Raw genomic sequence first — 21,447 nt, 5'->3', positions numbered from 1 at the left:
TTCAATCGAGAAGCAATCGGTATCAAAGCCCGTTCCAGACAAAGTTATGGATGAGATGCGTGGTTGCGGTGCAGCAATTATTCACGTAGATGCTGAGCAAACGCTAATTGATAAAGATGCAAATGAACATTCTATCATCAATCCTAATGTTCTTATTGAGATTGGTGCAGCAATGGCCCTTTATGGAAGGCGATTCATTCTTCTTGTGCGCGAAGGGGTTCAACTTCCATCGAATCTTCAAGGCCTCTATGAAGTAAGATATCAAGGAAATGACATAGATCGAGATGCAACCATAAGGCTTCTTGAAGCGATAAAAGACATTAAAAATAATCCAACACCAAATCGTTATACGTCAGAAGAAGAGAGCCGCTAAGTTTGTCGGGTTAAAAGAAAGTCGTGTTTTGTAGGGTTTTCTGCGGGGGGGGATTTCTTTAAATTCCGTGTCTCTTGGCCGGAATATCAAATGCTGTGGCCTTCTTTCATTGACTTATTATCCCTCAGAGGGATAATATCCGCATACAGCCCAAGCGGTATTGTACGGCAGCCACTACAAAACTAACTTAAATACTGATACTATGTGTGGGAGCAGGTCAAATCTGTATCTTTTGGAGTATTAATTGCTGAAAAAAGGTGGTTGATTATGAGCAGAAAACTCACACTATTTATCCTACTGACGGTCCTTTTAGGGTCTTTTGGATTTGCCCGGCCCCAGGACTCTCCCGACATGGTGGTAGAGAAATACCTCAGAGCGGTAAGGGCAGGTGACTACGACATGGCATATACGCATATCTCACGAAATGACGACACCATCATTGAATGGCTGGAATTGATACGCTACATCAGGCGTGAGGCGCCTGAATCCATAACATCACTGATTGGCATGGCACATTCCATGTCCAGACAGCGGATTACCAAGACCACCGTTGACGGTGACACCGCTACGGTAGAGGTGGACTCCATCGTGCTCAACATAAAAGAGGCCATTAACGTTGCGGGCAGCGCTGCGGCGTTGCAAGCCATGTTCGAGTATGGCGTACCGCCCGTAAGAGAAAGGCATGGCATTTGTGAACTGGCCGTCGAAGACGGGCAGTGGAGGATAACCTGTGTCAGAGGGGTATCAGCCGGACAGGCGGCGAAACTGGCTATCGAGCTCGCAGAAAAGATACTGGGCAAGGAGGAGGCGGCAGAACTGGCACAAAAGATTGAAGACTTTCAAAAGCGCCGGAAGAAAGGAACGTCAGAATCGTAAGGTGCCCCGAGACGCGCACCCTGAAAAGAGAGGGTGGCGGGAGGTCGTACACATGCAATACCCGGAAAGAAGTTACGGCCAGGGCTTATTGCCTTCAGACGGCATGCTTTCTCATCCATCTGATGCAGTCGGTTACCGCAACTTGTATTGCCTCCATGTCCCGGATGCGTGTAGAGCGTTTCTCGTTCAGCTTAAGTTCTTCCTCAATCCGCTGCTCAATTTCATCGCGTCGTTTCTCCAGAGATCCTATCACACATGGAGTGTTCATGTTTTGCGGCTGCCCTCGAAGAAGCATTTCCTGATAGCTTGCCTGTAGTTTGACAAGCTCAACCCTTGCGTTCTTTGGGCCAAGCTGTAAAAGCAGTTCCGTGCCGGTCGCGCCCAAAAAAACCGCCGGTAGCGCGCACTAACCACAGACCGCCGGCCAGGCGCACTCCTGCCAGGGCAAGGCTGCCTCCTCCGAGGGTGACCAGGCCTTGGGTTGTCGCAGCCACCCCGGTAAGACCGGCCGCAGTTCCAACAGCCCCGACTAAGAGCGGCGCGAAAAGGAATCCTGCTACACCTATAACGGCGAGACGGCTGAGACCGTAAGCCATAATCTTTTTCCAGTGGACGTGACGATACGCCTTGAGCGCTTTCCGCTGGGTGTGCCTTATGCGTTTCACGTCTTCAACGCTCAACCGCACTAAAGCGGCGACGTTCCCCAAAGCGCTTGTAAAATGCTTATTCTTGAACTTGAGCTCATAGGGCGCAAAGGGGTTTGTGAAGGCAAGGTCAATAATGTATTCGGTAGCCTTATCTCCCAGCCGACTGTCGGAAAGTAACTTGCCGGCATCACCCTCAAGGGACAGCCCGGCCGTAAATTTTGGGAATGCCTCTCTCAGCAGTGAACGCTTGAGGGCGAGCACCCTGTGCTTTTTTTGTTCTCTGCTCTTTTTATGTTCGAGGCGCGTAAGCTCCTCGGCCAGCAGCAAGGTTCCTGCTGCGATGGCACAAGAATAGTAATTCTCGTCTTCGACCTTTTCGGGTGTTTCCAACGAGAGGAGCTTTTCTCGACCTGGCAAGTCTATCGTCTTCACTTTTGTGTACTCAGGCCTATGTACGGACATTTTCAATGGTTATGCATCTAATCTTGGGGAAATCTACTACAAGGGGGAAAGGTTGTCAAGTATTCAGGAACTTTGCCTCACCTGTTACCCAGGCTAAGTACAGGTGTACCCCTTGCCTTTCTCCTATGGGGCTGACACTGTTCGGTGTCCCCTCTTTGCCGAGAAGTCCGAGGAAGGCCTGGTAGTCATTGAACCAGGTATGATCTTGGCAGAAAGAGTGTACGAGCATAACGGCGCTAGAGGCGTTGAGGTCCCTGGCTTTCAAAATGGCCGACACCGTGCGGTGTAGTAGCTGATACCGTATGCCCTTGAGGGTTGCCACGCTAAGGTCGAGCTGCTCGGATAGAAAGTTAAGCCGCCGTTCCTTTCCGGGGGAACTGCTGCCTAACCATTCTCCCACGGATGGGCCGAAAGGTTCCTTTACCTTGCCTTCAACGGCAATGGAAACCAATTCTCCCGAAGACCGCGCGATCACGAAAACATCAGTCTGCGAGGGACAACTTCCACCAGGCAGCGGCACCTGGTGCTCTGGGAAGGCGTATAGAAGCTCTATGCCCTTGAAGAGAGGAACCCCGGATTTAGCGAAGACCTTCTGCACGCAACTCGGAAAGCCGTCCGCCTCCTCCCAGCAGTACGCCAGCGCCCTGGCGGAATATCCTTTCTTCCATTGCTTTTCAGGTTCGGCGAGAAACTGCTTCCAGTTCTCCGGGCCTTTGGAGGGTATATATATCTTGTTCATAGGAATTATCTCCACGTTGTGATAGGGCATTTTAGGTGCTTGAAACCCTGCTCTAGCAGGGGGATTTTGGCCTCAGAAATACATCCACTATTTTACGTCAAATATCGGTTCGAAATCTTCTTAGCGTTTTGTGCCTTTTGGCGTCCATACCTTTGTGATTTCGGGATAGTGTTTCGCGAAATATTCAGACGCCGGCGGGTCCGACTTTTCTATTATAACGGCGGCTTGATTCAGAACGTGCACCATCTGTGACGACAAGAGTTCGTTGGCCCCCTTCAGTGTAATGTACCCGTTATTAAGCAGCCAGGCAAGAAACTCAATGTCATCCAACATCTGAACCAATTGGCCATGCATTGCGGTCGACATCCCGGCTTTACCGCTAAGATAAGCCTCTATTTCATCGTGATGGGTTTGGAAAAAGGATGCCGCGGATTTTCTTGCAAGTTGGTACGTTTGAGTAAACAGGGTCAGCTCAGTTCCAAGTTTTATCTCTTTATTGGTTTCTGAAAAAATCATGCTGAAAAAAGAATTGAATCCCAAACTAACTATCAGCACGATTGATGTGGTAATTGCCGCAAAGGTTGTCCATTTTTCTACATTCTTCATCTGCACTCTATCTGTTTGAAATGTTGTGGCTGGTGTATATATATTTCCCCATACTTACCTGCCCGGCTGGCAGTGTTTGCCGTCAGAGTACCCGAGAGAATTGCTATAGGAGTCGTTATTTACGATTCGCAGCAAAGAGTATGCGTTTTCTGTCCAGGTTGTCAAGACTTCTTTGAGCCGTGGGGGGCCTGGGACTTCATCCCACCCGGTGATTATGGGTATAAATTTATTTCCGATGGTCGGATGTCTATTAAAGTTCCATTCCTCCATGAGAAAAGGGGCCGGGGACACGATAAGTAGGTATACCTCAGAGAGGAAAAAGGTATTCACAATACCGTATCTAACAAAACTTGATATACAGCCATTTCGGTGCTAGAGTAGTGTGTCGAAGGGTTGGCGAATTGTGTGCTGATCTGCGGCCTGGACATTTGGAACCTTTATCCGGGAGGTCGGAAGGCTTCTAGAAAAAGGGAATCAGAAATGAAAATGTCCCGAGAAATCACCCCGAGAAATCTCCCCAGGAAGAATCCGACACTGGAGTTCGTGTGTCTGGATATAAGGAGTTGAAAATGGAAAGAGCCCGGTTTCGCAGTCTCTCATTAATGTTTGTACTGGTTTCTCTGTTTGTAATAAATTTCAACTCATTCACTTCCGCTGCTGAGTGGCAGAAACTCCCCGGTAGTGCCCATAACATAGGAGTAGGGGCTAACGGCGTTGTCTGGATTATTGGGGCCGACCCAACCGATGGAGGATACGGAATCTACAGGTGGAACGATATTGGCTGGGACAGCGCAGGTGGCGGGGGTATTAGAATTGCGGTAACTCCCGGCGGTAAATCATGGGTAGTGAATTCCAGACAGGAAATATTCAGGAGAGTTGGGGGTAGCTGGCGGAAACTCCCGGGCAGCGCCCATGACATAGGTGTGGGTGCTAACGGTGCTGTCTGGATAATTGGAACCGACGAAACTGACGGGGGCTACGGAATCTATAGATGGAACGGCAGCGGTTGGGACGGCGTAGATGGTGGAGGGGTTAGAATCGCCGTGGGTCCAGCGGGCGAACCATGGATAGTGAATTCCAGACAGGAAATATTTGAAAGGGCTGGGGATGGCTGGCAGAAACTCCCGGGCAGCGCCCATGATATAGGAGTGGGTGCCAACGGCGCTGTCTGGATAATTGGAACCGACACGACTGACGGGGGATACGGAATCCATGGGTGGAACGGCGTTGATTGGGATAAGGTAGAAGGTAGCGCGGTTGCAATCGCAGTAGGTCCTGATGGTGAGCTATGGATAGTGAACGCAGAACAAGAGATATTTAGAGGTGAGTTTGAATTAAGGCAAAAGGATTTGGGATTTGCGGGGGTGTCGGCAGTGTCGGGGATGCCGGGGGTGTCGGGGATGTCGGAGATGTCGTATGACGTGGGAGTAGGAGGGGGAGGTGTAGGGGCAAGGGGAGGCTTTAGTGGAATGGCAATGCTTAGTCCACCTCTCCCGGCGGCTTCCCCTGATGTTTACCTGCCGTTAGACCGTGAACAGTACGCGCACATTGAAGAGCATGGAGTCAAGAGCGTTGCGGAGGCCCCTGTATCCACGTTCAGTATAGATGTTGACACCGGTTCTTATTCTAACGTGCGGCGTTTCCTCAATGAGGGACGGCTCCCCAGGCGAGACGCTGTCCGGGTCGAGGAACTGATTAACTACTTTGCTTATGATTACCCGGTACCTGAAGACGAATCAACCCCGTTCCGCGTTACTATGGAAACATGCACGACTCCCTGGAACCCGGATACCTATCTGCTTCACATCGGTCTCAAGGGGTATGACGTTGACGCAGGCGCGCTGCCGCCGGCGAACCTGGTATTTCTAATCGACGTATCCGGCTCCATGAGTTGGCTCAACAAGCTGGACCTGGTGAAATCCTCTCTCAAACTGCTCACACGCAAACTCCGCGAGCAGGACCGTATCTCCATCGTGGTCTATGCCGGCGCATCCGGGGTGGTGCTGGACTCGGTGTCCGGCAAGGACAAGGTTAAGATCCTCCAGGCGCTTGACGCTTTGGAGGCCGGAGGCCGTACCCACGGCAGTGAAGGTATTGAGCGCGCCTATCAGCTGGCCGAACAGAACTTTATCGAAGGCGGCATTAACCGGGTATTACTGGCCACCGATGGTGACTTCAATGTGGGAACTATCGACGTCGTGGCCCTGGAAGACCTGATTAAACAAAAGCGCAAGACAGGTATTAGTCTGACCACCCTGGGTTTCGGTGTTGGAAATTATGACGAGGAGTTAATGGAGCGACTTGCAGACGTCGGTAACGGCAACTACGCCTACATCGACACCCTCAAGGAGGGCAGAAAGGTGCTTGTGGAGCAGATGGCGTCTACCCTGCACACGATTGCCAAGGACGTTAAGATACAGGTCGAGTTCAATCCCTCTGAGGTGGCCGAATATAGACTTATCGGCTATGAGAACCGTGTGCTCAAGCGCGAGGACTTCAGCAATGACAAGGTGGACGCCGGTGAGATTGGGGCAGGTCATACGGTAACTGTTTTATACGAGATTGCCCTGGTGGGGGGTAAGGGTCTGCGTCTTGAACCCTTGCGCTACCAGCCGGAACAAGAAGCAAAGACGCAGCACAGTGACGAACTAGCCTTTCTGCGCCTGCGCTACAAACCTCCCCAGGGGGATGAGAGCCTGCTTATTGAACGGCCGCTTAAGCGTCAGGATATCACCGATGATATCGCTGCGTCCACAGACAACTTCCGGTTTGCCGCGGCGGTGACCGCTTATGGTCAGCTTCTTCGGGGAGGCAGGTACACGAGGGATTTCGAATACGACGACGTGCTGCAGCTCGCACGTGGAGCAAGGGCCGACGACCCCTTTGGTTACCGTGGAGAGTTTATACAACTGGTCTTGTTAACAGAGGATCTCGACAGTGCCGATCTCAGAGGTAAAACTCTTGAGGTTGTGAAAGCACGCTACGAATGATTTTGTCATATCGTTTTCGCTGCCGGCGGCTGTAGTGTCTAAACGCGGCCCTCGCGGGGAGCCGGTGTCGTTACTCCGTTTTCGGTATTTCTACAAACAAGAGGGGATAACGGCTACTGGCTAGGCCTGCCGGGCTAATTCAGTTTGGCGCCGCGCTTTTTGTACTCGGCTATCTGTTCATCGGTAAGACCGCTCGTATTCCGGAAGTCCGTGCCGTAGACGTTCGCGCCGGAGAGGAAAGTGGAGCTCAGGTCATTTCCGCTCAGATTGGCGTTATGGAGGTTTGCGCCGGTGAGCTTGGTGTTGCTCATGTAGGCTCCGCTGAGGTTGGCACCGCTCAGGTTGGCACTGCTCAGGTCGGCGTCCTGCAGGTTTGTGCGCCGCAGATTAGCCCCTGCCAGATTGGCGCCGGAGACCTTGGCGTTGACCAGAAAGGCCTCTTCGAGAGAGGCACCGTGGAGATTGGCGCCGCCCAGGTTGGCGCCGTCGAGCCTCGTGCCTATCAGCTTGGTGCCGCTCAGGTTTGCGCCGGTGAGGTTGGCCCTCTCAAGGTTGACACCGCTCAGGTTTAGGTTGCTCAGGTTGGCGGCATGGAGGTCGCATTCCACGCAGTCCCCCGCCTCTATAAGTCTTTTCAGGTCGGCTTCAGAATATCCGTAGGCCGGGCGTTCCTGCATGCCCGGTGCCATCGGCATCAGTCCAACCAGGACACCAAGGGCAGCGGCTAGTAACGGTTTTTTGATGCAGCCCATTCTCAAAAAAACCTCCTTTCTCTCGAAGCCAACATTCCTGCAAAAAGTTTTTCTATATACCCAACAACTTTCTGCGACCAGTGTGGTCGGAGGGACAAGCTAAATGCCTCTGGCTAGTCCACCACGGCCCCGCGTTTCTTGAGATCCGCCTTTTGTGCCGCAGAGAGACCTTTGGAGCCCTTAAACACAGTGCCTTTGACTGACGCCCCGGTCAGGTCGGCGTCCTTCAGGTTGGCACCGTTAAAGTTGGCGCCGTCAAGGTTAAAAGTGTCAGGCAGATTTCCGCTGGTGACGGCCGGTTTCAGGTTTATGAGCTGCAGGTTGGCATTATTCAGCTTGGCATTGCTCAGGTCGGAACCGAAGAGCCATGCGCTCTTCAGGTTGGCGCCTGAGAGGTCTGCCCCCTTCAGGTTGCAACTTATCAGGTGTGTTCCGCTCAGGTTGATGCCGCCCATTGTGGCCCCGCTAAAGTTGATGCCATCCAGGTTGGCGTCGGCCAGTACGACGTCTGTCAGGTTGGCACCGCTAAAATTGGTATTGTCTATCTTAGCGATCCCCTCCCCCCCAAGTCCCCCCTTCATTGTTGTGCTCAGTTCGACACGGGTAAGGTTTGCACCGCTCAGGTCGGTATTTGTCATGTTGACGCCGTTCATAATGGCGTCGGTCAGGTTGACGTTCTTCATATTCGCGCCGGTCAGGTTGGCGTTACCGAGGTTGGCACCCCTGCTGAAGTCGGCGTCCTCCAGGACGGCATCGGTGAAGTCGACCTCGCCCAGTTCGGCAGACCTGAGGTCGGCGCCCGCAAGGTTGACGTCTCGCAGGTCACATCCGGGACACTGTCTCGTGGCCAGCAGTCTGTTTTTATCGGCCTGTATGCCGCTGACATCTGACTCAAGGGATTCCACGCCAGACCCGTAGCCCATGTCTCCCTGGTCGGCCATGTCACTGTCCGTAGATCCGTCTGGCTGCCCGTAGACGGTCTTTGGATGCATCCCTGTCAACGCAGGTACAAACGCAACCGAAACGACAAAGGCGGCAAGCAGTAACAATCTCTTAATAATGTCCATTCTTAATAATACCGTCCTTTCTTCTTACCATTTATGAGATGACCGTAAGAGCCGCTCTATCGGCGGTCCGGAATATCATTTTGAGAGTAGCGGAATATTTTTCAGTGCATATGTTAAAATATCGGCCTGTTTCAGTCTTCAACACAAATCTTAAAAATTCCGCGGGGATTGTTATGTAGATACCAGGTGGCGCATGGTGGAGGCCGGATGGCCTCGCCAGCCTAGTCAAATTTAGCGCCGCGCTTTCTTAAATCCTCCTTTACGTCCTGGTCGAGGGCTTTTACACCTTCAAAGTACGCCCCTCTGACGGTGGCACCTCTCAGGTCGATGCCTTCCATATTAGCCCGTCGCAGGTTGGCCCATCGAAGATTCGCATTTCTCAGGTTGGCGTCTGTCAGGTTTGCGTGGCTCAGGTTTGCGTGGCTCAGGTTAACGCCGTGCAGGTCGGCACCCGTCAGTTTGGCGCGGCTCAGATTGGCGTTGGCAAAGATTGCGTCCTCCAGGTTCGCGCCTACCATGTTAGCGTGGCTCAGGTCCGCACCGCTCAGGTCCGCGGTCGACAGGTCGGCACCGGTCAATGTGACACTGCTCATGTCTGCGTCCTGCAGGTTTGCCCCGGTCAACTTGACGTCATCCAGGTTTACGTCGCTCAGATCGGCCTCTTCCAGGGTCGCATTTCTCAGATTTGTGTCTACAAGAATAGTGCTCCTTAAATCAACACGGGTCAGATTCGCGCCTTTCAGGTTGGCGCCCATCAGGTTTGTCCTGTACATCTTGGCGGCAGTAAGATTGGCACCCGTAAGGTTTGCATGGCTCAGGTCCGCCCTCTCCAGGTTTGCCTCGCTCAGGTCGGCGTCCTCAAGGTTCGCGTCTTTCAGTTTGGCCTGACTCAGGTCAGCGTCCTGAAGCTGCGCATTATTTAGCTTGGCACCTTTCAGGTCTGCCTTGCGCAGGTCAACCCCCTTGAGGTTGCAGTGGGCGCACTCCCCCGTCTCCAGCAGTGTTTTCCGGTTAATTTCAGGGTCATCGTTGGCCAGGCATGACTGCATGCCGGGTACCACTGGAATAAATCCAATCGAAACGACAAAGGCAGCGGCCAACAACGATCTTTTTATATGACCCATTCCCTGCACCGTCCTTTCTCTATGCTTATATTTGTACCCGTTGAGATTACGCCTTACCCTGCGCGAACCACATCCGAACAACAGCGTACACGTATTATACACGGTATCAAGTGTATTTTATTGTTTTTACAGGCAGTTTTGAGCCTCAATTTTTGCCTGAATACATAACATAGCCTATATCTTTAAACAAGAAAGTTTCATAGAAAATGTTTGGAAATATAGTTATAGTCGCCACTTCCCAGACAACCCGGCTAATGTGTGGCTGAGATAGGCACGACTTGAGAGATTACCGGACATAAAGCTTTCCACTACATTTTACCTGCACCTTTGGTTATAATCCCCTCATATTTCTGTTTGCAGACACTATTTTGTAGCGATATTTTGAAATGGTACGCGGACAGCTATGAAGATTATCCCTGTGTTTGCTTTGAATGCCGAGTTTTAGAGGTACAAACATGAAGGTCTCCGTACCTAAAGAGATTGTTGAAGGCGAGCGGCGGGTGGCTGTCGTTCCCGATTCCGTAAGACGTATGACCAAGAACGGAATTGAGGTCGCCGTGGAGTCGGGCGCGGGTGAGGGAGCCACGTTCTCAGACGGCGACTATGAGGCGGCCGGCGCAAGGGTCGAACCCTCCGCAGAAACGCTGCTCGGCGACGCGGACGTGGTCCTGAAGGTGCATAAACCTGTTTTTAACGAAACCACCGACAGACATGAGGTAGATATGATACGGGAGGGGTCGGCGCTTATCTCCTTTCTCTATCCACTGATAAACCAGGACCTTATAAAAAACTTAGCGGCTGCGAAGATAGCGGCGTTTGCCATGGACTGCATCCCCCGTGTAACCCTGGCACAGAGTATGGACGCCCTGAGCGCCATGAGCACCGTCACAGGCTACAAGGCGGTCCTCACGGCGGCAAACGCCCTGCCGAAGTTCTTTCCCATGTTCATGACCGCCGCCGGCACCGTCGCCCCCGCGAGGGTACTGGTTATAGGTGCGGGTGTAGCGGGACTCCAGGCATGTGCCACGGCCAAGCGGCTTGGCGCCGTTGTTGAGGCCTTCGACCAGCGCCCGGCCGTCGGGGAACAGGTGGAGAGCCTGGGGGTGAGGTTCGTAAAGGTGCCGCTCAATAAAGAGGAGGAGGCGGAGACGGAGGGCGGTTACGCCAGGGAACTATCGGATGAATACAAGAAGCGTCAGGCGGAACTTATTGCCGAACACGCCGCAAACTCTGACGTCATCATCACAACCGCTCTGATTCCGGGCAGACGTGCTCCTATACTTATTACCGAACAGATGGTCAAGTCCATGAGGCCCGGCTCGGTAATCGTTGACCTTGCCGCCGACTTCGGCGGCAACTGCGAGCTTACAGAGCCCGGCGGGGAGGTGGTCAGGCACGGGGTCTTGATAAGCGGCCTTACCAACGTGCCGAGCTATATGCCCTTTCACGCCAGCCAGATGTATTCACAGAGCATTGAGAAATTTCTGTTTCATATCGTGAAAGACCGCGAGCTTAACATTGACCTGGAAGATGAGATTACAAGCGGCACGCTCATCACCTACCGGGGAAAGGTGGTGCATAAAACGACACTGGAGTCTATGTCTATGGGCACCGGGGGGAGGGGATGATGGAGGGCTCGATACTGATTAACATCTACATCTTTGTGCTGGCCGTCTTTGTCGGGTTTGAGCTTATCTCAAAGGTGCCGGTAATCCTGCACACGCCCCTGATGTCCGGTGCCAACGCCATCTCCGGCATTACCCTGGTGGGGGCGCTTGTGGCGGCGGGGAGTGACGGGGATGCGAGGCTTACTACCGTAATCGGCATGATGGCCGTGATATTCGCCACCATCAACGTGGTCGGGGGATATATGGTAACGGACCGTATGCTCCGGATGTTTAAGAAGGGGCGGCAGGGATGACGTTCGTTTCACCGCAGATCGTTAATTTTGCCTATCTTGTCGCGGCTGTGCTGTTCATGCTGGGACTTAAGATGCTCAGCTCTCCGGCCACGGCGCGCTACGGCAATAAGCTCTCCATGCTCGGCATGGCCATAGCCGTGGCCGCTACTCTATTTAAGCAGGAGATACTGAGCTTTAACCTGATAATAATCGGAGTGGCGATTGGGGGGGCGATAGGCGCAGTGGCGGCCAGGAAGGTCCGGATGACCGCCATGCCCGAGATGATAGCCATATTAAACGGTTGCGGCGGTGGCGCCTCTGCCATGGTGGTCACCTCGGAGTATCACCGCCTGTCACCGGACTTCGAGGGTTTTTTGCTTGTAACCCTTCTCCTGTCCGTCATTGTAGGTCTTATGACCTTCTCAGGGTCCCTGATCGCCTTCGGCAAGCTGCGAGGTCTCATAAGCGGCCAGCCGGTCGTCTACACCGGACAGCGTGCGGGAAACGGTTTGTTATTTCTTGTCGTGGTGGGCCTTGCCATTGCCGTGTGTTTCTTCCCTGCGAAAGCCGGCGTCTTCTATGGCCTGATAGTCCTCGCCCTGCTGCTAGGCATGTTGCTGGTAATACCTATTGGCGGTGCTGACATGCCGGTGGTCATCTCGCTCTTGAACTCGCTGTCCGGAGTTGCGGTCTCTATGACCGGTTTTGTATTGAGCAATAATGCCCTGATAATAGTCGGCTCCCTGGTAGGCGCCGCGGGGCTTATCCTTACAAAACTGATGTGCAAGGCCATGAACCGTTCACTGGGCAACGTTCTGTTCGGGGCATTTGGCGCGGTGGAGCAGGATGCGGCGGCAGTCGCGGGCACGGCCTCAGCAGGCACCGTCAAGTCATATACAATAGAGGACGCCGCTATCATGCTGGAAAACGCGCGGACGCTCATTATCGCGCCGGGTTACGGTATGGCGGTGGCCCAGGCGCAATACGCCGTGCGTGAACTGGCAGACCTGCTTGAGGAGAAAGGCGTTAACGTTAAATATGCCGTCCACCCCGTCGCCGGGCGCATGCCGGGACACATGAACGTACTGCTGGCTGAGGCTAACGTCCCCTACGATAAGCTGTTTGCGATGGAGGACATAAACGCCGACTTCGCCCACACGGACGTGGCCCTTGTAGTGGGCGCCAATGACGTGGTAAACCCTGCGGCCAAGAACGCCCCTGGCTGCCCTATCTACGGTATGCCAATCCTCAACGTGGAGCAGGCCAAGACCGTGATAGTGTTGAAGCGCAGTATGCGCCCCGGCTTTGCGGGCATCGAGAACGAACTTTTTCTCAGGGACAATACCATGATGGTATTCGGGGACGCGAGGGAGACCCTCCAAAAAATCATCTCCCGTGTGAAAGGCCAGGAGCAGACATAACCCTGACACTTGCACGTCGTCAGGGGGTTATCCCGTTGGGGCTGTTCCTGGAAAGAACATGTCTCTTTAGGGGGCAAAATCCACCTTAAACGAATAGGATTTCGGACAGGGTGTTCATTGCGGACCGAATACGTCAAGGTTACGATGGACCGGGCTTTCAGCCTGTCTTTTTGGCGAATGATCCCGTGTCTCAGGCGTACCGCAACCTTATGAGTATGAGATTACTTTGGGGCTGACGCCCCTTGTAATAACATTCTTCGCCCGAAAAAATTCAGAATGACATGTGCTATTTGTGGGTCTTTGCGCGGCTCTTATTTACTTGAGAATTCTTCACGGCGTTGCCGGTGCGGATAAGAGCGCTGGCGCGAAAGGTTAGTAGCGTCTCTTCTTGAAGCCGCCGCCTCCGCCGCCTCCGCCGCCTCCGCCGCCTCTTCCGCCTCTGCCTTCACCTTCCCTCTTTGGCCGGGCCTCATTTACGACAATACTGCGGCCGTCGACCTCCTTGCCGTTTAGCTCCTCTATTGCGCTGGCGGCATCTTCGTCACTCTCAATCTCAACAAACCCAAAACCCTTGGACCTTCCTGAATACTTGTCCGTAATCAGAGTGGTACTGGTAACTGTCCATTTCTCCGTAAACAACTGTTCAAGGTCTGCCTGAGCAACTGAATAAGGGAGGTTACCCACGTAAATCTTCTTAGCCATTCTGTTTCTCACTTTCTCTCTTCAAAGTAACTGTTCAGGCCTGGCCAGAACATGGCAGGCATGGCACCAAACGTATTGTGCCAACTACTGCTTAACAGATGTAAGCAGTAAAGTCAATAGAGATTATACGACTTTAACCAAGGGGTCACTTTTTTGGGTTTCCGTTGACAGGAGATTCCCACACGGGTAGTTTACCGAAAAGCCGGTGTGGATGGTAGCACCGCGCCCAAACACTTGGAAGTTAATAATGAGCAACTACAACCTTGTGAAAATATACGAAAACCCGCAAGGAGGGTGGGAAATGAAGATGCCTGAAACAATCTCCGTGACAGGGGTTCTGTTACTGGTCGTTTTTGTCATGTTATTTACCTGTATGTGCCCGTGTGCGGCTGCCACAGGTGAGGCGGGGGCCTTTCAGAAGGAGATGGCCGGGCTGTTGGGAGGAAAGGCTGGGCCTGACGATTCCGGCGATGTGTATCACCTGGGCGGACTCGGCGCCTACTATACAGGCCCCGAGAAACTCTTCCCCGGGAAGGGGAAATACGGTGAACTCTACGGCTTTCTGCCTCTTATACGGTGGTATGACCCGGTATATTACTATAACACCCAGAGATTCCGGCCGGAAAGTTCTCTCGACGGCTGGTACAAGAACGACCAGTGCGTGGTGTGTCATACGGTGGAGAATCCCGGCATAGTAGAGATGTGGAGGCGCAGCAAGCATGCCTCGCCGGGAGAGGGCAGGGAGGTGGTCGGGTGCGATAAATGCCACGGCAACAACCACGCGGAGCTGGTCATGCCGTCATACGACACGTGCGGCCAGTGCCACCAGGAGCAGCTCAAGGGCCACAGGGGCGGGGGCCAGGGCGGCCATGCCCACGCCTACAGCATCGACCTCTGTGAGCAGGGCTGTCAGATAGAGAAACCGGCTGAGGAGGTCGTGGGCTGTCTCACCTGTCATGCCATAGCTGAAAACCGCTGTGACGGCTGCCACTCCAGGCACCAGTTTTCCGTTACAGAGGCACGCAAGACGGGCAGCTGCGCCGTCTGCCACTCCGGGCCGGAACAATACGAGTACGAGATGTACATGCAGTCCTACCACGGGCAGATATACCAGAGCGAGGGGTATGAATGGGACTGGACAAAACCCCTCACAGCCAAGAACTACAAGGTGCCCACGTGCGCGTACTGCCACATGAGTGGGGGTGAGCACAACGTGCGCAAGAATTTGACGGTGTATACCTACATGGGGACCTCGCTGGTGGACAGGGGCGCGCCCAGGTATAAGGAGATACGGGATGGGTGGGTGACGTTATGTAAGGGGTGCCACTCACAGCGGTTCGCCCGCGACCAGCTTGAGGCCATGGACGAGGGTGTCAAGCTCAGCTTTGCCAAATACAGGGAGGCCATGGCGCTGGTGGTGGACCTGTATAAAGAAGGGCTGCTCGACCCCATGCCCACGGATTTAGCCCCCGACTGGACTGGAGGCCATAACCTGAGCCTGCTTCCGGGCGGCGCTGCCAGGAAGTACAACGTCTCAGAGATAGAGAGGTTGACCTACGAACTCCTGGTCGACATCACGGGCGGCACCTATAAGGCCAAGGCGCACGGCGCCGTCTACAGCCCCATTTTCGGCTACTGGGAGTGGGCGCAGGACAGATGGCTGGTGCGGATAAAGACCGAGGCAAGCCGCCTCAGGCGCATCGCAGAGATAGAAGACAAGGTGGGCATAGAACGCACAACCTATGAATTCTGGAAACACGGCGAATACACCGACATGTACCTGGGCTGGAGGATGAAAGGAGACAACTAGAATGACCGTTCAAGAGGAAATAAAGGAAGAGGGTGTTTTACCGGCAAGGGCAACTGCGGAATCTCTTATTCGTCCTGTATGGCTGGCGGCCCTTGGTGGGGCGACGGTCTTTTTCGTATCTATATGTCATCTACACCTGGGGTTGGTAATAACGGGTATAGTGCTGAGTGTCGTTTTCACGGTTATGAACTATATATTCTTCTTGTACCCGTTGTGGCAACTGGTGCAGGTGAGCGACTTGAGGATCCAAAAGCCGTCTCCGGTAAAGGCTATTTGTTTCTCTTTCATCCCGTTTTTCAATCTTTACTGGGTGTTTATTTTGTACAGGAATCTGGCGTTACACCTGAACCACCTGACTGGCCGTGACAAGGTTCCAGTAACATTTCTTACAGTGGGTGTCGCGCTGATAGCCAGTTTTGTTTTGGCGCTGCCGGGGCTGGTAATCATACTGATCGTCAATTTCTATCTCTATAGTGCCGGTATGGAACTGCTTGGGGGGCGGCGAAGAGTGCGGACGGAGCGCGCCGCCGCCCATGAAGACTGGAGCGTCGAATATACCGGCAGGTAGCTGAGCCGGGGAAGGGAGGTAGTTAGTAGATGAAGAAAGGACTTGTTGCCGTTTGCCTGGCGGTCCCCGCGTGTGTCTTACTACTGACGTTCACGGCGACACACGACGCGGCCGGGCCTGTAGAGGATAAGGAGCTTGCCGCAATTAATAAAGCCAGCGTGGAACGTTTCCAGGATAATCTTTTCCGGATCACCGTGGAGGGGTCGGCCGGCTCGCCCGGTTGGGTGGTGAACCTGCATCCGCGAGCCTATAACGAGCCGCCGGAGATATGGATAATCGAAGCGGTGGGGGTCTTACGTCCCGGCCTCTGGGCACAGGTAGTAACCGAGTGGAAGGCCTCAGTCGACCTGCATCTTCCGCAGGAGACACAGCGGGTGTCGGTCATAGGTGGCAACAAAACGATAAGCATACCCGTACCGCCGGGTGGATTGGGAGAGGAATGAAAAAATTATTCGCTGTTACAGGTGATAACATTTAGTTGGTTTTGCAAAATCTTTTGTGGCGCCGGGTCTCCATGCCCGGCGTTTTTTGTTCGTCCGGCGCGAGGGCGGAACCAGTGTAACATATGGCAGTATTTGTGGTTATGGAAATAGCCGGAGAAGGTCTGAGGCGTGTCAATGTGTACTCTTATGGATTGTGTTCTGCTTGATTTATGCGGAGGGGGTGTTAAACTTTTTGGAAAAGGAGGTGTGAAGAATGAATAACAAGATTATGCTTATTTGCTCTTTCGTTTTTGTCCTGGCGGTGGCGGGTTGTAAGGCCTCGGAGACAGAGAAGGATGCGGCCATTGGCGCCGGTGCCGGGGCGGCTACAGGGGCGGCAATCGGTGCAACAATCGGGGCGGTTGGCGGCCCGGTGGGTGTAGGTGTTGGCGCTGGTTTGGGTGCCGGCGGCGGCCTGTTGACCGGTGCTGTAACCGGTGCAATAATCGGACACGAGAAAGAAAAGAAAGCGGAAGAACAGAAAGAGAAAGAGCAACAGCAGGAACTGAAACAGGCGTTCCAGGAGGAAGAGGTGCAGGCGCAGAAGATGGATGCGGAGCAACAGGAGTTGAGGAACACAATGCAAGAGCGGCGGGAGCGAGAGGCGGAAGAATAGCAAGAAGTAGTCTAAAAAACAACACTTTACGCGGCGGGAAGCGGCGGGGGCGAGGCAGGTACGATTTATTCTACCGGTTCTACTTCGGCCCCTTCTACTTCAGTCAGTTCCAGTTTGGGTGGTTTTGCGCTGAACTGTTTGACGTATAAAACAGTTGCCTGTACCTCATCTTCTTTCAAGACGCCACTCCAGGAGGGACAGCGCATAACGCCGTCTTTACCGGTAAAACCGTTTGTGATGGTTGTGATGAGTACTTTGTCGCTGCCGAATATCTCTTTTGAAAGGTCTACGGGTCTTGGCTTCAGGCTATATGCGTTAAAACCGTCACCCTTCCCGTCCTCTCCGTGACAGACGTTACAGTATTTCGTGTAAAATCCCCTGCCGGTCAGTGCCGTGTTGTCAAGCCCGTCGCTTATCTCCAAAAGTGCGTCAAGCAGAGGGTCGTGTTTTTCCGGGGGAAGTGCGGCCCTCTTAATCGCCTCGGGAGAAAAGGCCTTGAAACTATATAGACTGACCACTACAGCGGTGACAACCAGGATGGATACCATGGCGATAAGCGGTATCCTTGGCAGTCTATCGTCATTGTTTTCTTCGTGGATTTTTTTTTCTTGTTCGTCTCGCATTATCTTGTCTCAAACTCTTAACTTAACTGCCTTGCTGCAGGCTTGTTCCCAAGCCGCTGACTTTCTCCAATCCCTCTGCCTGTTCTATTTTTTCTGTTTCCACCGGTTGTTCTGTTTCTGCCGGTAGTTCCGTCTCTGCCGGTAGTTCTGTCTCTACTGGTAATTTTGCCTCTTGTGTCACCTCCGGCTTCTTTTTTTCCTTTTTCTTCCAGGTCATCAGATAGGCGGACATGGCCATCGCGTCTTCCTCGGAAAAACCATAATCGGGCTGTATGGCCCACGGCTGGTAATGGTACGGGTCTTTCGTATAGGCATAAATCCAGCCGGGAGTCGCGCGGTCGCCAACCTCCGTGAGAGGCGGCTGAAGAGGGTCTAAAAAAAGCTTCAACGCGGTAAAATTGAGGGTAGAAATACATCCACGTTCAGCGTATAATTTTTTTGAAGGCACTGAGGGCTTTGTGTACTTCTTTGTTACCTCCAGATTGGATGACATTTCTTCTTCCGGGATTTTTACCTGTCATCTTACGGAAGGGGGCTGTCTTCGCGACTGCAGATTTGTTGACGAACACTTTCAATTCCGGCAATCTCAAGCTGGTTAAAACTCGGAGAAGGAAATGAAGATAAAAAAATTCGTGCAAGAGGGAATCAAGGCCAAGAAGCTTCGTGTTCCCACCAACGAAACCATTCTCGCGCAAAATGACAATTCCAAGGAGATTTATTTTATAGAATCGGGCGAGGTAAGGATACAAAGGAGGGTGCCTGAGCTGGAAAGGGATGTAGAAATAGCCATCCTTAAGGGCGGGGAATTTTTTGGAGAACTGGCCGTAATGAGGGGCAGGCCACGCAACGCCGACGTGGTGGCGGTTACTGATTGTGAATTATGGACGATGGACACGGCGGCCTTTAAAGAATCTATTCGCAAGAACCCTGAGTTTGCGCTACTAATAGTAGAAGGGCTGTGTCATAAGGTCGACAGCGTGAACCAGAAAAATGAGGATACCTATACAAAGTTCAAGGAATTTACCAATCGTTTTGAGGAGATATCCGTTTTGTGGCACTCCCTGGTCCCGTACTAATTGCGTCCATACGGTTTCTTACCGGGGCAACAGGAGACAAAATAGCCGGCAAGACGTTTCAGAAGTGATACGGCGGGTGAAACGGGGCAGGCTGAGATATTAACAGAGGCGCGGCACCGGTTGCCGCGCCTCTGTTACAATCGTTTTACGTAGACTTCTTCGACTTCTTAAACAGGGCCGTTAAGAAGTACTCTCTGGCTGCGGTGAGGCCTCCTCTACGCCGAACTCCTCGGAATCCACGTACGGCACGGTCCTCCTGCCAAAGGACGCCAGCAGCTTCCCGGCTATGTAGCCCGCAATGAGCGCAAGCACGACTGCTATGAGTATGCCCTTGAGTTGAGCGGCTTTGTTTATGTCCGCCACAACGAACACGGCCACAAGACCGCCGAAGATACCGGGCCAGCCGTGCAGGTTGGTAACGCCGCAGGTGTCTATCCCCTTGACCATTCCCTGTAGCTTATCCTGGATAACGGCGAAGCCGTATGTAGACAGCGCGCCGGCCAGTATGCCGATGATGAAGGCCATCGGGTGACTGGCATGGTCGCAGGTAGCCCCGATTGCCACGCCACCCGCCAGGGCCGCGTTTGCAATATCGGCAATGCATATCTTACCCCTCAGGGTTACCGACGCGAAATAGGTGGCGATAGTAGCGCCACACAGAGACAGTATGACGTTCACAGCCGTAAACGGGACCATGTCAGCTGCCACAAGCCCCGCGCAGAAGCTCGGCCAGAACAGCCACAGCACCATACTGCCCAGCATGGAAAACCGGTCGCTTGTGGCGTCAGACTCTATCGGGGTGTTAAACTCCGCCTGAGTGGTCATGGTCATTACCACGCCCAACCCGAACAGAGCCCCGAAGGCGTGAATCAATATGGAACCGCCGGTGTCTACAAAACTGCCGTGAGGTATCAGTCCAAGACCGCCCTCAAGAAGTATCCATTCATTAATCATATAGCAGGGAATAAAAAATATGCCCAGGAGCATGTATTGGGGCATCTTCAGCCTGCCCAGGGGTGCGCCGATACATATTAATAGACTGGCTGCGGCAAACTCCGCCATAAGGAGCCTATCTATCTCTATCTTGGGTTCACCCAGGATGCCCAGACTGTTTATCACTATATAAAGAGGTATCGCAACACTTACCACCAGAAACGTGGCCGTTACCGTGGAAAGCCCGTATCTCCTTACAAAGACCATCAAAAATCCGAAACCTACCAGCAGCATAGCCATTACGTGTATGCTACGGTTGTATTTCTGCACGTTTACGACTGACTCTAAAGAGGCCCCGGACCCTCCCTCTGCGCCCCAACCGGTTCCACAACAGGCGGCCAGAGCAGCGAAAACGATTGGCAAGATTAGCAACCATCGAAACTTGTTCATATTCATCCCCTCCAAGTAACTGGCAAGTTAGGCGTTCACCCAGACAAGCAAGATCAGGCAACTGTTGTGCAAAATATTATCCTGTCAACGAAAAATATCAAGTAAATTCTTAGCTGTAAACAGATACGGGTATGGGTATTAACTAATACAGGATGATAAGACACAGGGAGGTAGAGGTTTTCTTACCGTGAAACAGGGGCGTGACTTAGGGAACGACGGCATATCCTTTCTTTCTCCTTGAAAACAACGTATACTGACCTATAATCGCGGGGCGGCAGACACTCGTACGAATGGCGTCCGCCAGAGGCGGAAGGTTGGCGGTGTCAATGCACATATCTCTGGTAAGTTATTATGAAAGACGGCAATATGTTGACATAGTGGCATAACACGGGGCGTAGCGCAGCCTGGTTAGCGCGCCTGCCTTGGGAGCAGGAGGTCGGCAGTTCAAATCTGCCCGCCCCGACCATCTTATCCTACCTGTACTTAGGTGTAACACCCTACAGCAACAACCCTTAATGCAAGGGGCACAGGGGACACATTCTCGCACAGTCTGGTATGTTAAGGGCTATTTTGACAGTCAAAATATGGTCAAATTTAGAAGTGTGGTCAAGATTTGGTCATAAGGAAGGGGCAGTGAAAGGCGGTGAGGGCTAGACCACCTTCCACTGCCGACGCGCGGGACGAACATTATATTATGTTTTATCTTTGGCCATTCCATAATGCACCTATGGCACCAAGGCTGGAGTTTTTGTCTTCTTCCATTTCCTTCTCAACCGGCCCAAACGGCGAAGAAACCTCTCGGAGGTTATTCCCGGTGCCCGCCTAAGATTCCTGTCGAGCTCTTTTCTTTGTTCTTCTGACCCTGCAAGCCAACGGTTCGTATATGCCGCCGCCCGTGCCTCTGGAGGGTTTATCTCTGATAAATCAATCCACCAGCCACGATTGGGTAATTTCTGATACTTGCCACGCCTCTTATGCCTATTTACCAGTCGGTCTTTTTCTTCCCGTGGTGCAGATTTAATGAAATTTATTACATCCTGCTTTGCCGCTCTATCTTCATAATACCGTTGTGATACAATGTCAAAATTCCTGGTCAGTGCATACCGCTCCGTAGATGCCTCTAATTTGGCCTTCTCTAATTCCCTCCGATGCACCCACTCCGGTTGTGTAGACTTGAATAGTTTGCGGACAAAGGGCTTGCGTAGGACCATCTCCTCTGTCAGTTCTGTC

General features: G+C 52.8%; 23 protein-coding genes and 1 tRNA gene. 12 read left to right on the top strand and 12 right to left on the bottom strand.

Features of this window, described 5'->3' with window-relative positions:
• Together NOU37_09630 and NOU37_09625 are read left to right on the top strand one after the other, a co-directional pair.
• Positions 1-373: nucleotide-binding protein (locus NOU37_09630; GenBank protein MCQ4575487.1), on the top strand; the 373-nt coding region annotated here is incomplete at its 5' end.
• Positions 374-640: 267 nt separating this feature from the next.
• Positions 641-1,249 (top strand): hypothetical protein, encoded by a 609-nt coding sequence (locus NOU37_09625; GenBank protein ID MCQ4575486.1) that lies wholly within the window; start codon positions 641-643, stop codon positions 1,247-1,249.
• 94 nt (positions 1,250-1,343) lie between these two features.
• Here NOU37_09625 and NOU37_09620 read toward each other — a convergent pair whose 3' ends face one another.
• From NOU37_09620 to NOU37_09605, 4 genes are all read right to left on the bottom strand, one after another.
• Entirely contained in the window at positions 1,344-1,517 is a 174-nt protein-coding gene (locus NOU37_09620; GenBank protein ID MCQ4575485.1) for a hypothetical protein, read from the bottom strand.
• A 58-nt stretch (positions 1,518-1,575) separates the two neighbouring features.
• On the bottom strand, positions 1,576-2,313 hold the full coding sequence (locus NOU37_09615; GenBank protein MCQ4575484.1) for a TMCO4 family protein: 738 nt from the start codon (positions 2,311-2,313) through the stop codon (positions 1,576-1,578).
• A gap of 100 nt (positions 2,314-2,413) precedes the next feature.
• Positions 2,414-3,097, bottom strand: coding sequence for a hypothetical protein (locus NOU37_09610; GenBank protein ID MCQ4575483.1), 684 nt, complete (start codon positions 3,095-3,097; stop codon positions 2,414-2,416).
• A 120-nt stretch (positions 3,098-3,217) separates the two neighbouring features.
• On the bottom strand, positions 3,218-3,703 hold the full coding sequence (locus NOU37_09605) for a hypothetical protein (GenBank protein MCQ4575482.1): 486 nt from the start codon (positions 3,701-3,703) through the stop codon (positions 3,218-3,220).
• Positions 3,704-4,305: 602 nt separating this feature from the next.
• Here NOU37_09605 and NOU37_09600 point away from each other — a divergent pair.
• The gene (locus NOU37_09600) at positions 4,306-6,693 is read left to right on the top strand and encodes a von Willebrand factor type A domain-containing protein (protein ID MCQ4575481.1); all 2,388 of its coding nucleotides are present in this window, start codon (positions 4,306-4,308) and stop codon (positions 6,691-6,693) included.
• Positions 6,694-6,827: 134 nt separating this feature from the next.
• Here NOU37_09600 and NOU37_09595 read toward each other — a convergent pair whose 3' ends face one another.
• From NOU37_09595 to NOU37_09585, 3 genes are all read right to left on the bottom strand, one after another.
• Positions 6,828-7,445: a pentapeptide repeat-containing protein gene (locus NOU37_09595; protein MCQ4575480.1), complete on the bottom strand. Its 618-nt coding sequence runs from the start codon at positions 7,443-7,445 to the stop codon at positions 6,828-6,830.
• 113 nt (positions 7,446-7,558) lie between these two features.
• Positions 7,559-8,512 (bottom strand): pentapeptide repeat-containing protein, encoded by a 954-nt coding sequence (locus tag NOU37_09590; protein ID MCQ4575479.1) that lies wholly within the window; start codon positions 8,510-8,512, stop codon positions 7,559-7,561.
• 221 nt (positions 8,513-8,733) lie between these two features.
• Entirely contained in the window at positions 8,734-9,636 is a 903-nt protein-coding gene (locus NOU37_09585) for a pentapeptide repeat-containing protein (protein MCQ4575478.1), read from the bottom strand.
• 455 nt (positions 9,637-10,091) lie between these two features.
• Here NOU37_09585 and NOU37_09580 point away from each other — a divergent pair, with 455 nt between their 5' ends.
• The 3 genes from NOU37_09580 to NOU37_09570 are packed head-to-tail and all read left to right on the top strand — an operon-like array spanning position 10,092 to position 12,957.
• Positions 10,092-11,264, top strand: a complete 1,173-nt coding sequence (locus NOU37_09580) for a Re/Si-specific NAD(P)(+) transhydrogenase subunit alpha (protein MCQ4575477.1) — start codon at positions 10,092-10,094, stop codon at positions 11,262-11,264.
• Positions 11,261-11,557, top strand: coding sequence for an NAD(P) transhydrogenase subunit alpha (locus tag NOU37_09575; protein MCQ4575476.1), 297 nt, complete (start codon positions 11,261-11,263; stop codon positions 11,555-11,557). Before NOU37_09580 ends, NOU37_09575 begins: the two co-directional genes overlap by 4 nt.
• Entirely contained in the window at positions 11,554-12,957 is a 1,404-nt protein-coding gene (locus NOU37_09570) for an NAD(P)(+) transhydrogenase (Re/Si-specific) subunit beta (protein ID MCQ4575475.1), read from the top strand. Before NOU37_09575 ends, NOU37_09570 begins: the two co-directional genes overlap by 4 nt.
• Positions 12,958-13,329: 372 nt before the next feature.
• On the opposite strand, the gene NOU37_09565 is transcribed toward NOU37_09570, so the two are convergent.
• Positions 13,330-13,659, bottom strand: a complete 330-nt coding sequence (locus NOU37_09565; protein ID MCQ4575474.1) for an RNA-binding protein — start codon at positions 13,657-13,659, stop codon at positions 13,330-13,332.
• A 301-nt stretch (positions 13,660-13,960) separates the two neighbouring features.
• Between NOU37_09565 and NOU37_09560 the strand changes: the two genes are divergently transcribed.
• The 4 genes from NOU37_09560 (at position 13,961) to NOU37_09545 (ending at position 17,135) form a co-directional block, all read left to right on the top strand.
• Positions 13,961-15,469, top strand: a complete 1,509-nt coding sequence (locus tag NOU37_09560; protein MCQ4575473.1) for a hydroxylamine oxidoreductase — start codon at positions 13,961-13,963, stop codon at positions 15,467-15,469.
• Between the two features lies 1 nt (position 15,470).
• Positions 15,471-16,037: a hypothetical protein gene (locus tag NOU37_09555; GenBank protein ID MCQ4575472.1), complete on the top strand. Its 567-nt coding sequence runs from the start codon at positions 15,471-15,473 to the stop codon at positions 16,035-16,037.
• A 29-nt stretch (positions 16,038-16,066) separates the two neighbouring features.
• Complete coding sequence (locus tag NOU37_09550; protein ID MCQ4575471.1) at positions 16,067-16,480, top strand: hypothetical protein; 414 nt, start codon at positions 16,067-16,069, stop codon at positions 16,478-16,480.
• Between the two features lie 253 nt (positions 16,481-16,733).
• A complete protein-coding gene (locus tag NOU37_09545) occupies positions 16,734-17,135 on the top strand; it encodes a hypothetical protein (protein MCQ4575470.1) in 402 nt (133 codons plus the stop codon).
• Between the two features lie 65 nt (positions 17,136-17,200).
• Here NOU37_09545 and NOU37_09540 read toward each other — a convergent pair whose 3' ends face one another.
• Together NOU37_09540 and NOU37_09535 are read right to left on the bottom strand one after the other, a co-directional pair.
• Positions 17,201-17,758, bottom strand: a complete 558-nt coding sequence (locus tag NOU37_09540; protein ID MCQ4575469.1) for a c-type cytochrome — start codon at positions 17,756-17,758, stop codon at positions 17,201-17,203.
• 22 nt (positions 17,759-17,780) lie between these two features.
• Positions 17,781-18,251, bottom strand: a complete 471-nt coding sequence (locus NOU37_09535) for a hypothetical protein (GenBank protein ID MCQ4575468.1) — start codon at positions 18,249-18,251, stop codon at positions 17,781-17,783.
• Between the two features lie 121 nt (positions 18,252-18,372).
• Here NOU37_09535 and NOU37_09530 point away from each other — a divergent pair, with 121 nt between their 5' ends.
• On the top strand, positions 18,373-18,834 hold the full coding sequence (locus NOU37_09530) for a cyclic nucleotide-binding domain-containing protein (protein MCQ4575467.1): 462 nt from the start codon (positions 18,373-18,375) through the stop codon (positions 18,832-18,834).
• Between the two features lie 180 nt (positions 18,835-19,014).
• Here NOU37_09530 and NOU37_09525 read toward each other — a convergent pair whose 3' ends face one another.
• Entirely contained in the window at positions 19,015-20,217 is a 1,203-nt protein-coding gene (locus NOU37_09525; protein ID MCQ4575466.1) for an ammonium transporter, read from the bottom strand.
• Between the two features lie 388 nt (positions 20,218-20,605).
• Between NOU37_09525 and NOU37_09520 the strand changes: the two genes are divergently transcribed.
• Positions 20,606-20,683 (top strand) — tRNA-Pro (locus tag NOU37_09520).
• A gap of 259 nt (positions 20,684-20,942) precedes the next feature.
• Here the strand turns inward: NOU37_09520 and NOU37_09515 are convergent.
• Positions 20,943-21,447: hypothetical protein (locus NOU37_09515; GenBank protein MCQ4575465.1), on the bottom strand; the 505-nt coding region annotated here is incomplete at its 5' end.

The organism is Candidatus Bathyanammoxibius amoris (assembly GCA_024451685.1).
GTDB lineage: Bacteria > Planctomycetota > Brocadiia > Brocadiales > Bathyanammoxibiaceae > Bathyanammoxibius > Bathyanammoxibius amoris.
This window is presented reverse-complemented; position numbering and strand designations above follow the sequence as displayed.

What these genes read in the sequence shown, in the direction of transcription:
- NOU37_09600 (MCQ4575481.1), top strand. Translation starts at nt 4,306, where the DNA reads ATGTTTGTACTGGTTTCTCTGTTTGTAATAAATTTCAACTCATTCACT.
- NOU37_09565 (MCQ4575474.1), bottom strand. Translation starts at nt 13,659, where the DNA reads ATGGCTAAGAAGATTTACGTGGGTAACCTCCCTTATTCAGTTGCTCAG.
- NOU37_09625 (MCQ4575486.1), top strand. Translation starts at nt 641, where the DNA reads ATGAGCAGAAAACTCACACTATTTATCCTACTGACGGTCCTTTTAGGG.
- NOU37_09530 (MCQ4575467.1), top strand. Translation starts at nt 18,373, where the DNA reads ATGAAGATAAAAAAATTCGTGCAAGAGGGAATCAAGGCCAAGAAGCTT.
- NOU37_09555 (MCQ4575472.1), top strand. Translation starts at nt 15,471, where the DNA reads ATGACCGTTCAAGAGGAAATAAAGGAAGAGGGTGTTTTACCGGCAAGG.
- NOU37_09575 (MCQ4575476.1), top strand. Translation starts at nt 11,261, where the DNA reads ATGATGGAGGGCTCGATACTGATTAACATCTACATCTTTGTGCTGGCC.
- NOU37_09550 (MCQ4575471.1), top strand. Translation starts at nt 16,067, where the DNA reads ATGAAGAAAGGACTTGTTGCCGTTTGCCTGGCGGTCCCCGCGTGTGTC.
- NOU37_09605 (MCQ4575482.1), bottom strand. Translation starts at nt 3,703, where the DNA reads ATGAAGAATGTAGAAAAATGGACAACCTTTGCGGCAATTACCACATCA.
- NOU37_09525 (MCQ4575466.1), bottom strand. Translation starts at nt 20,217, where the DNA reads ATGAACAAGTTTCGATGGTTGCTAATCTTGCCAATCGTTTTCGCTGCT.
- NOU37_09585 (MCQ4575478.1), bottom strand. Translation starts at nt 9,636, where the DNA reads ATGGGTCATATAAAAAGATCGTTGTTGGCCGCTGCCTTTGTCGTTTCG.
- NOU37_09540 (MCQ4575469.1), bottom strand. Translation starts at nt 17,758, where the DNA reads ATGCGAGACGAACAAGAAAAAAAAATCCACGAAGAAAACAATGACGAT.
- NOU37_09570 (MCQ4575475.1), top strand. Translation starts at nt 11,554, where the DNA reads ATGACGTTCGTTTCACCGCAGATCGTTAATTTTGCCTATCTTGTCGCG.
- NOU37_09610 (MCQ4575483.1), bottom strand. Translation starts at nt 3,097, where the DNA reads ATGAACAAGATATATATACCCTCCAAAGGCCCGGAGAACTGGAAGCAG.
- NOU37_09595 (MCQ4575480.1), bottom strand. Translation starts at nt 7,445, where the DNA reads ATGGGCTGCATCAAAAAACCGTTACTAGCCGCTGCCCTTGGTGTCCTG.
- NOU37_09580 (MCQ4575477.1), top strand. Translation starts at nt 10,092, where the DNA reads ATGAAGGTCTCCGTACCTAAAGAGATTGTTGAAGGCGAGCGGCGGGTG.
- NOU37_09545 (MCQ4575470.1), top strand. Translation starts at nt 16,734, where the DNA reads ATGAATAACAAGATTATGCTTATTTGCTCTTTCGTTTTTGTCCTGGCG.
- NOU37_09620 (MCQ4575485.1), bottom strand. Translation starts at nt 1,517, where the DNA reads ATGAACACTCCATGTGTGATAGGATCTCTGGAGAAACGACGCGATGAA.
- NOU37_09590 (MCQ4575479.1), bottom strand. Translation starts at nt 8,512, where the DNA reads ATGGACATTATTAAGAGATTGTTACTGCTTGCCGCCTTTGTCGTTTCG.
- NOU37_09535 (MCQ4575468.1), bottom strand. Translation starts at nt 18,251, where the DNA reads ATGTCATCCAATCTGGAGGTAACAAAGAAGTACACAAAGCCCTCAGTG.
- NOU37_09560 (MCQ4575473.1), top strand. Translation starts at nt 13,961, where the DNA reads ATGAAGATGCCTGAAACAATCTCCGTGACAGGGGTTCTGTTACTGGTC.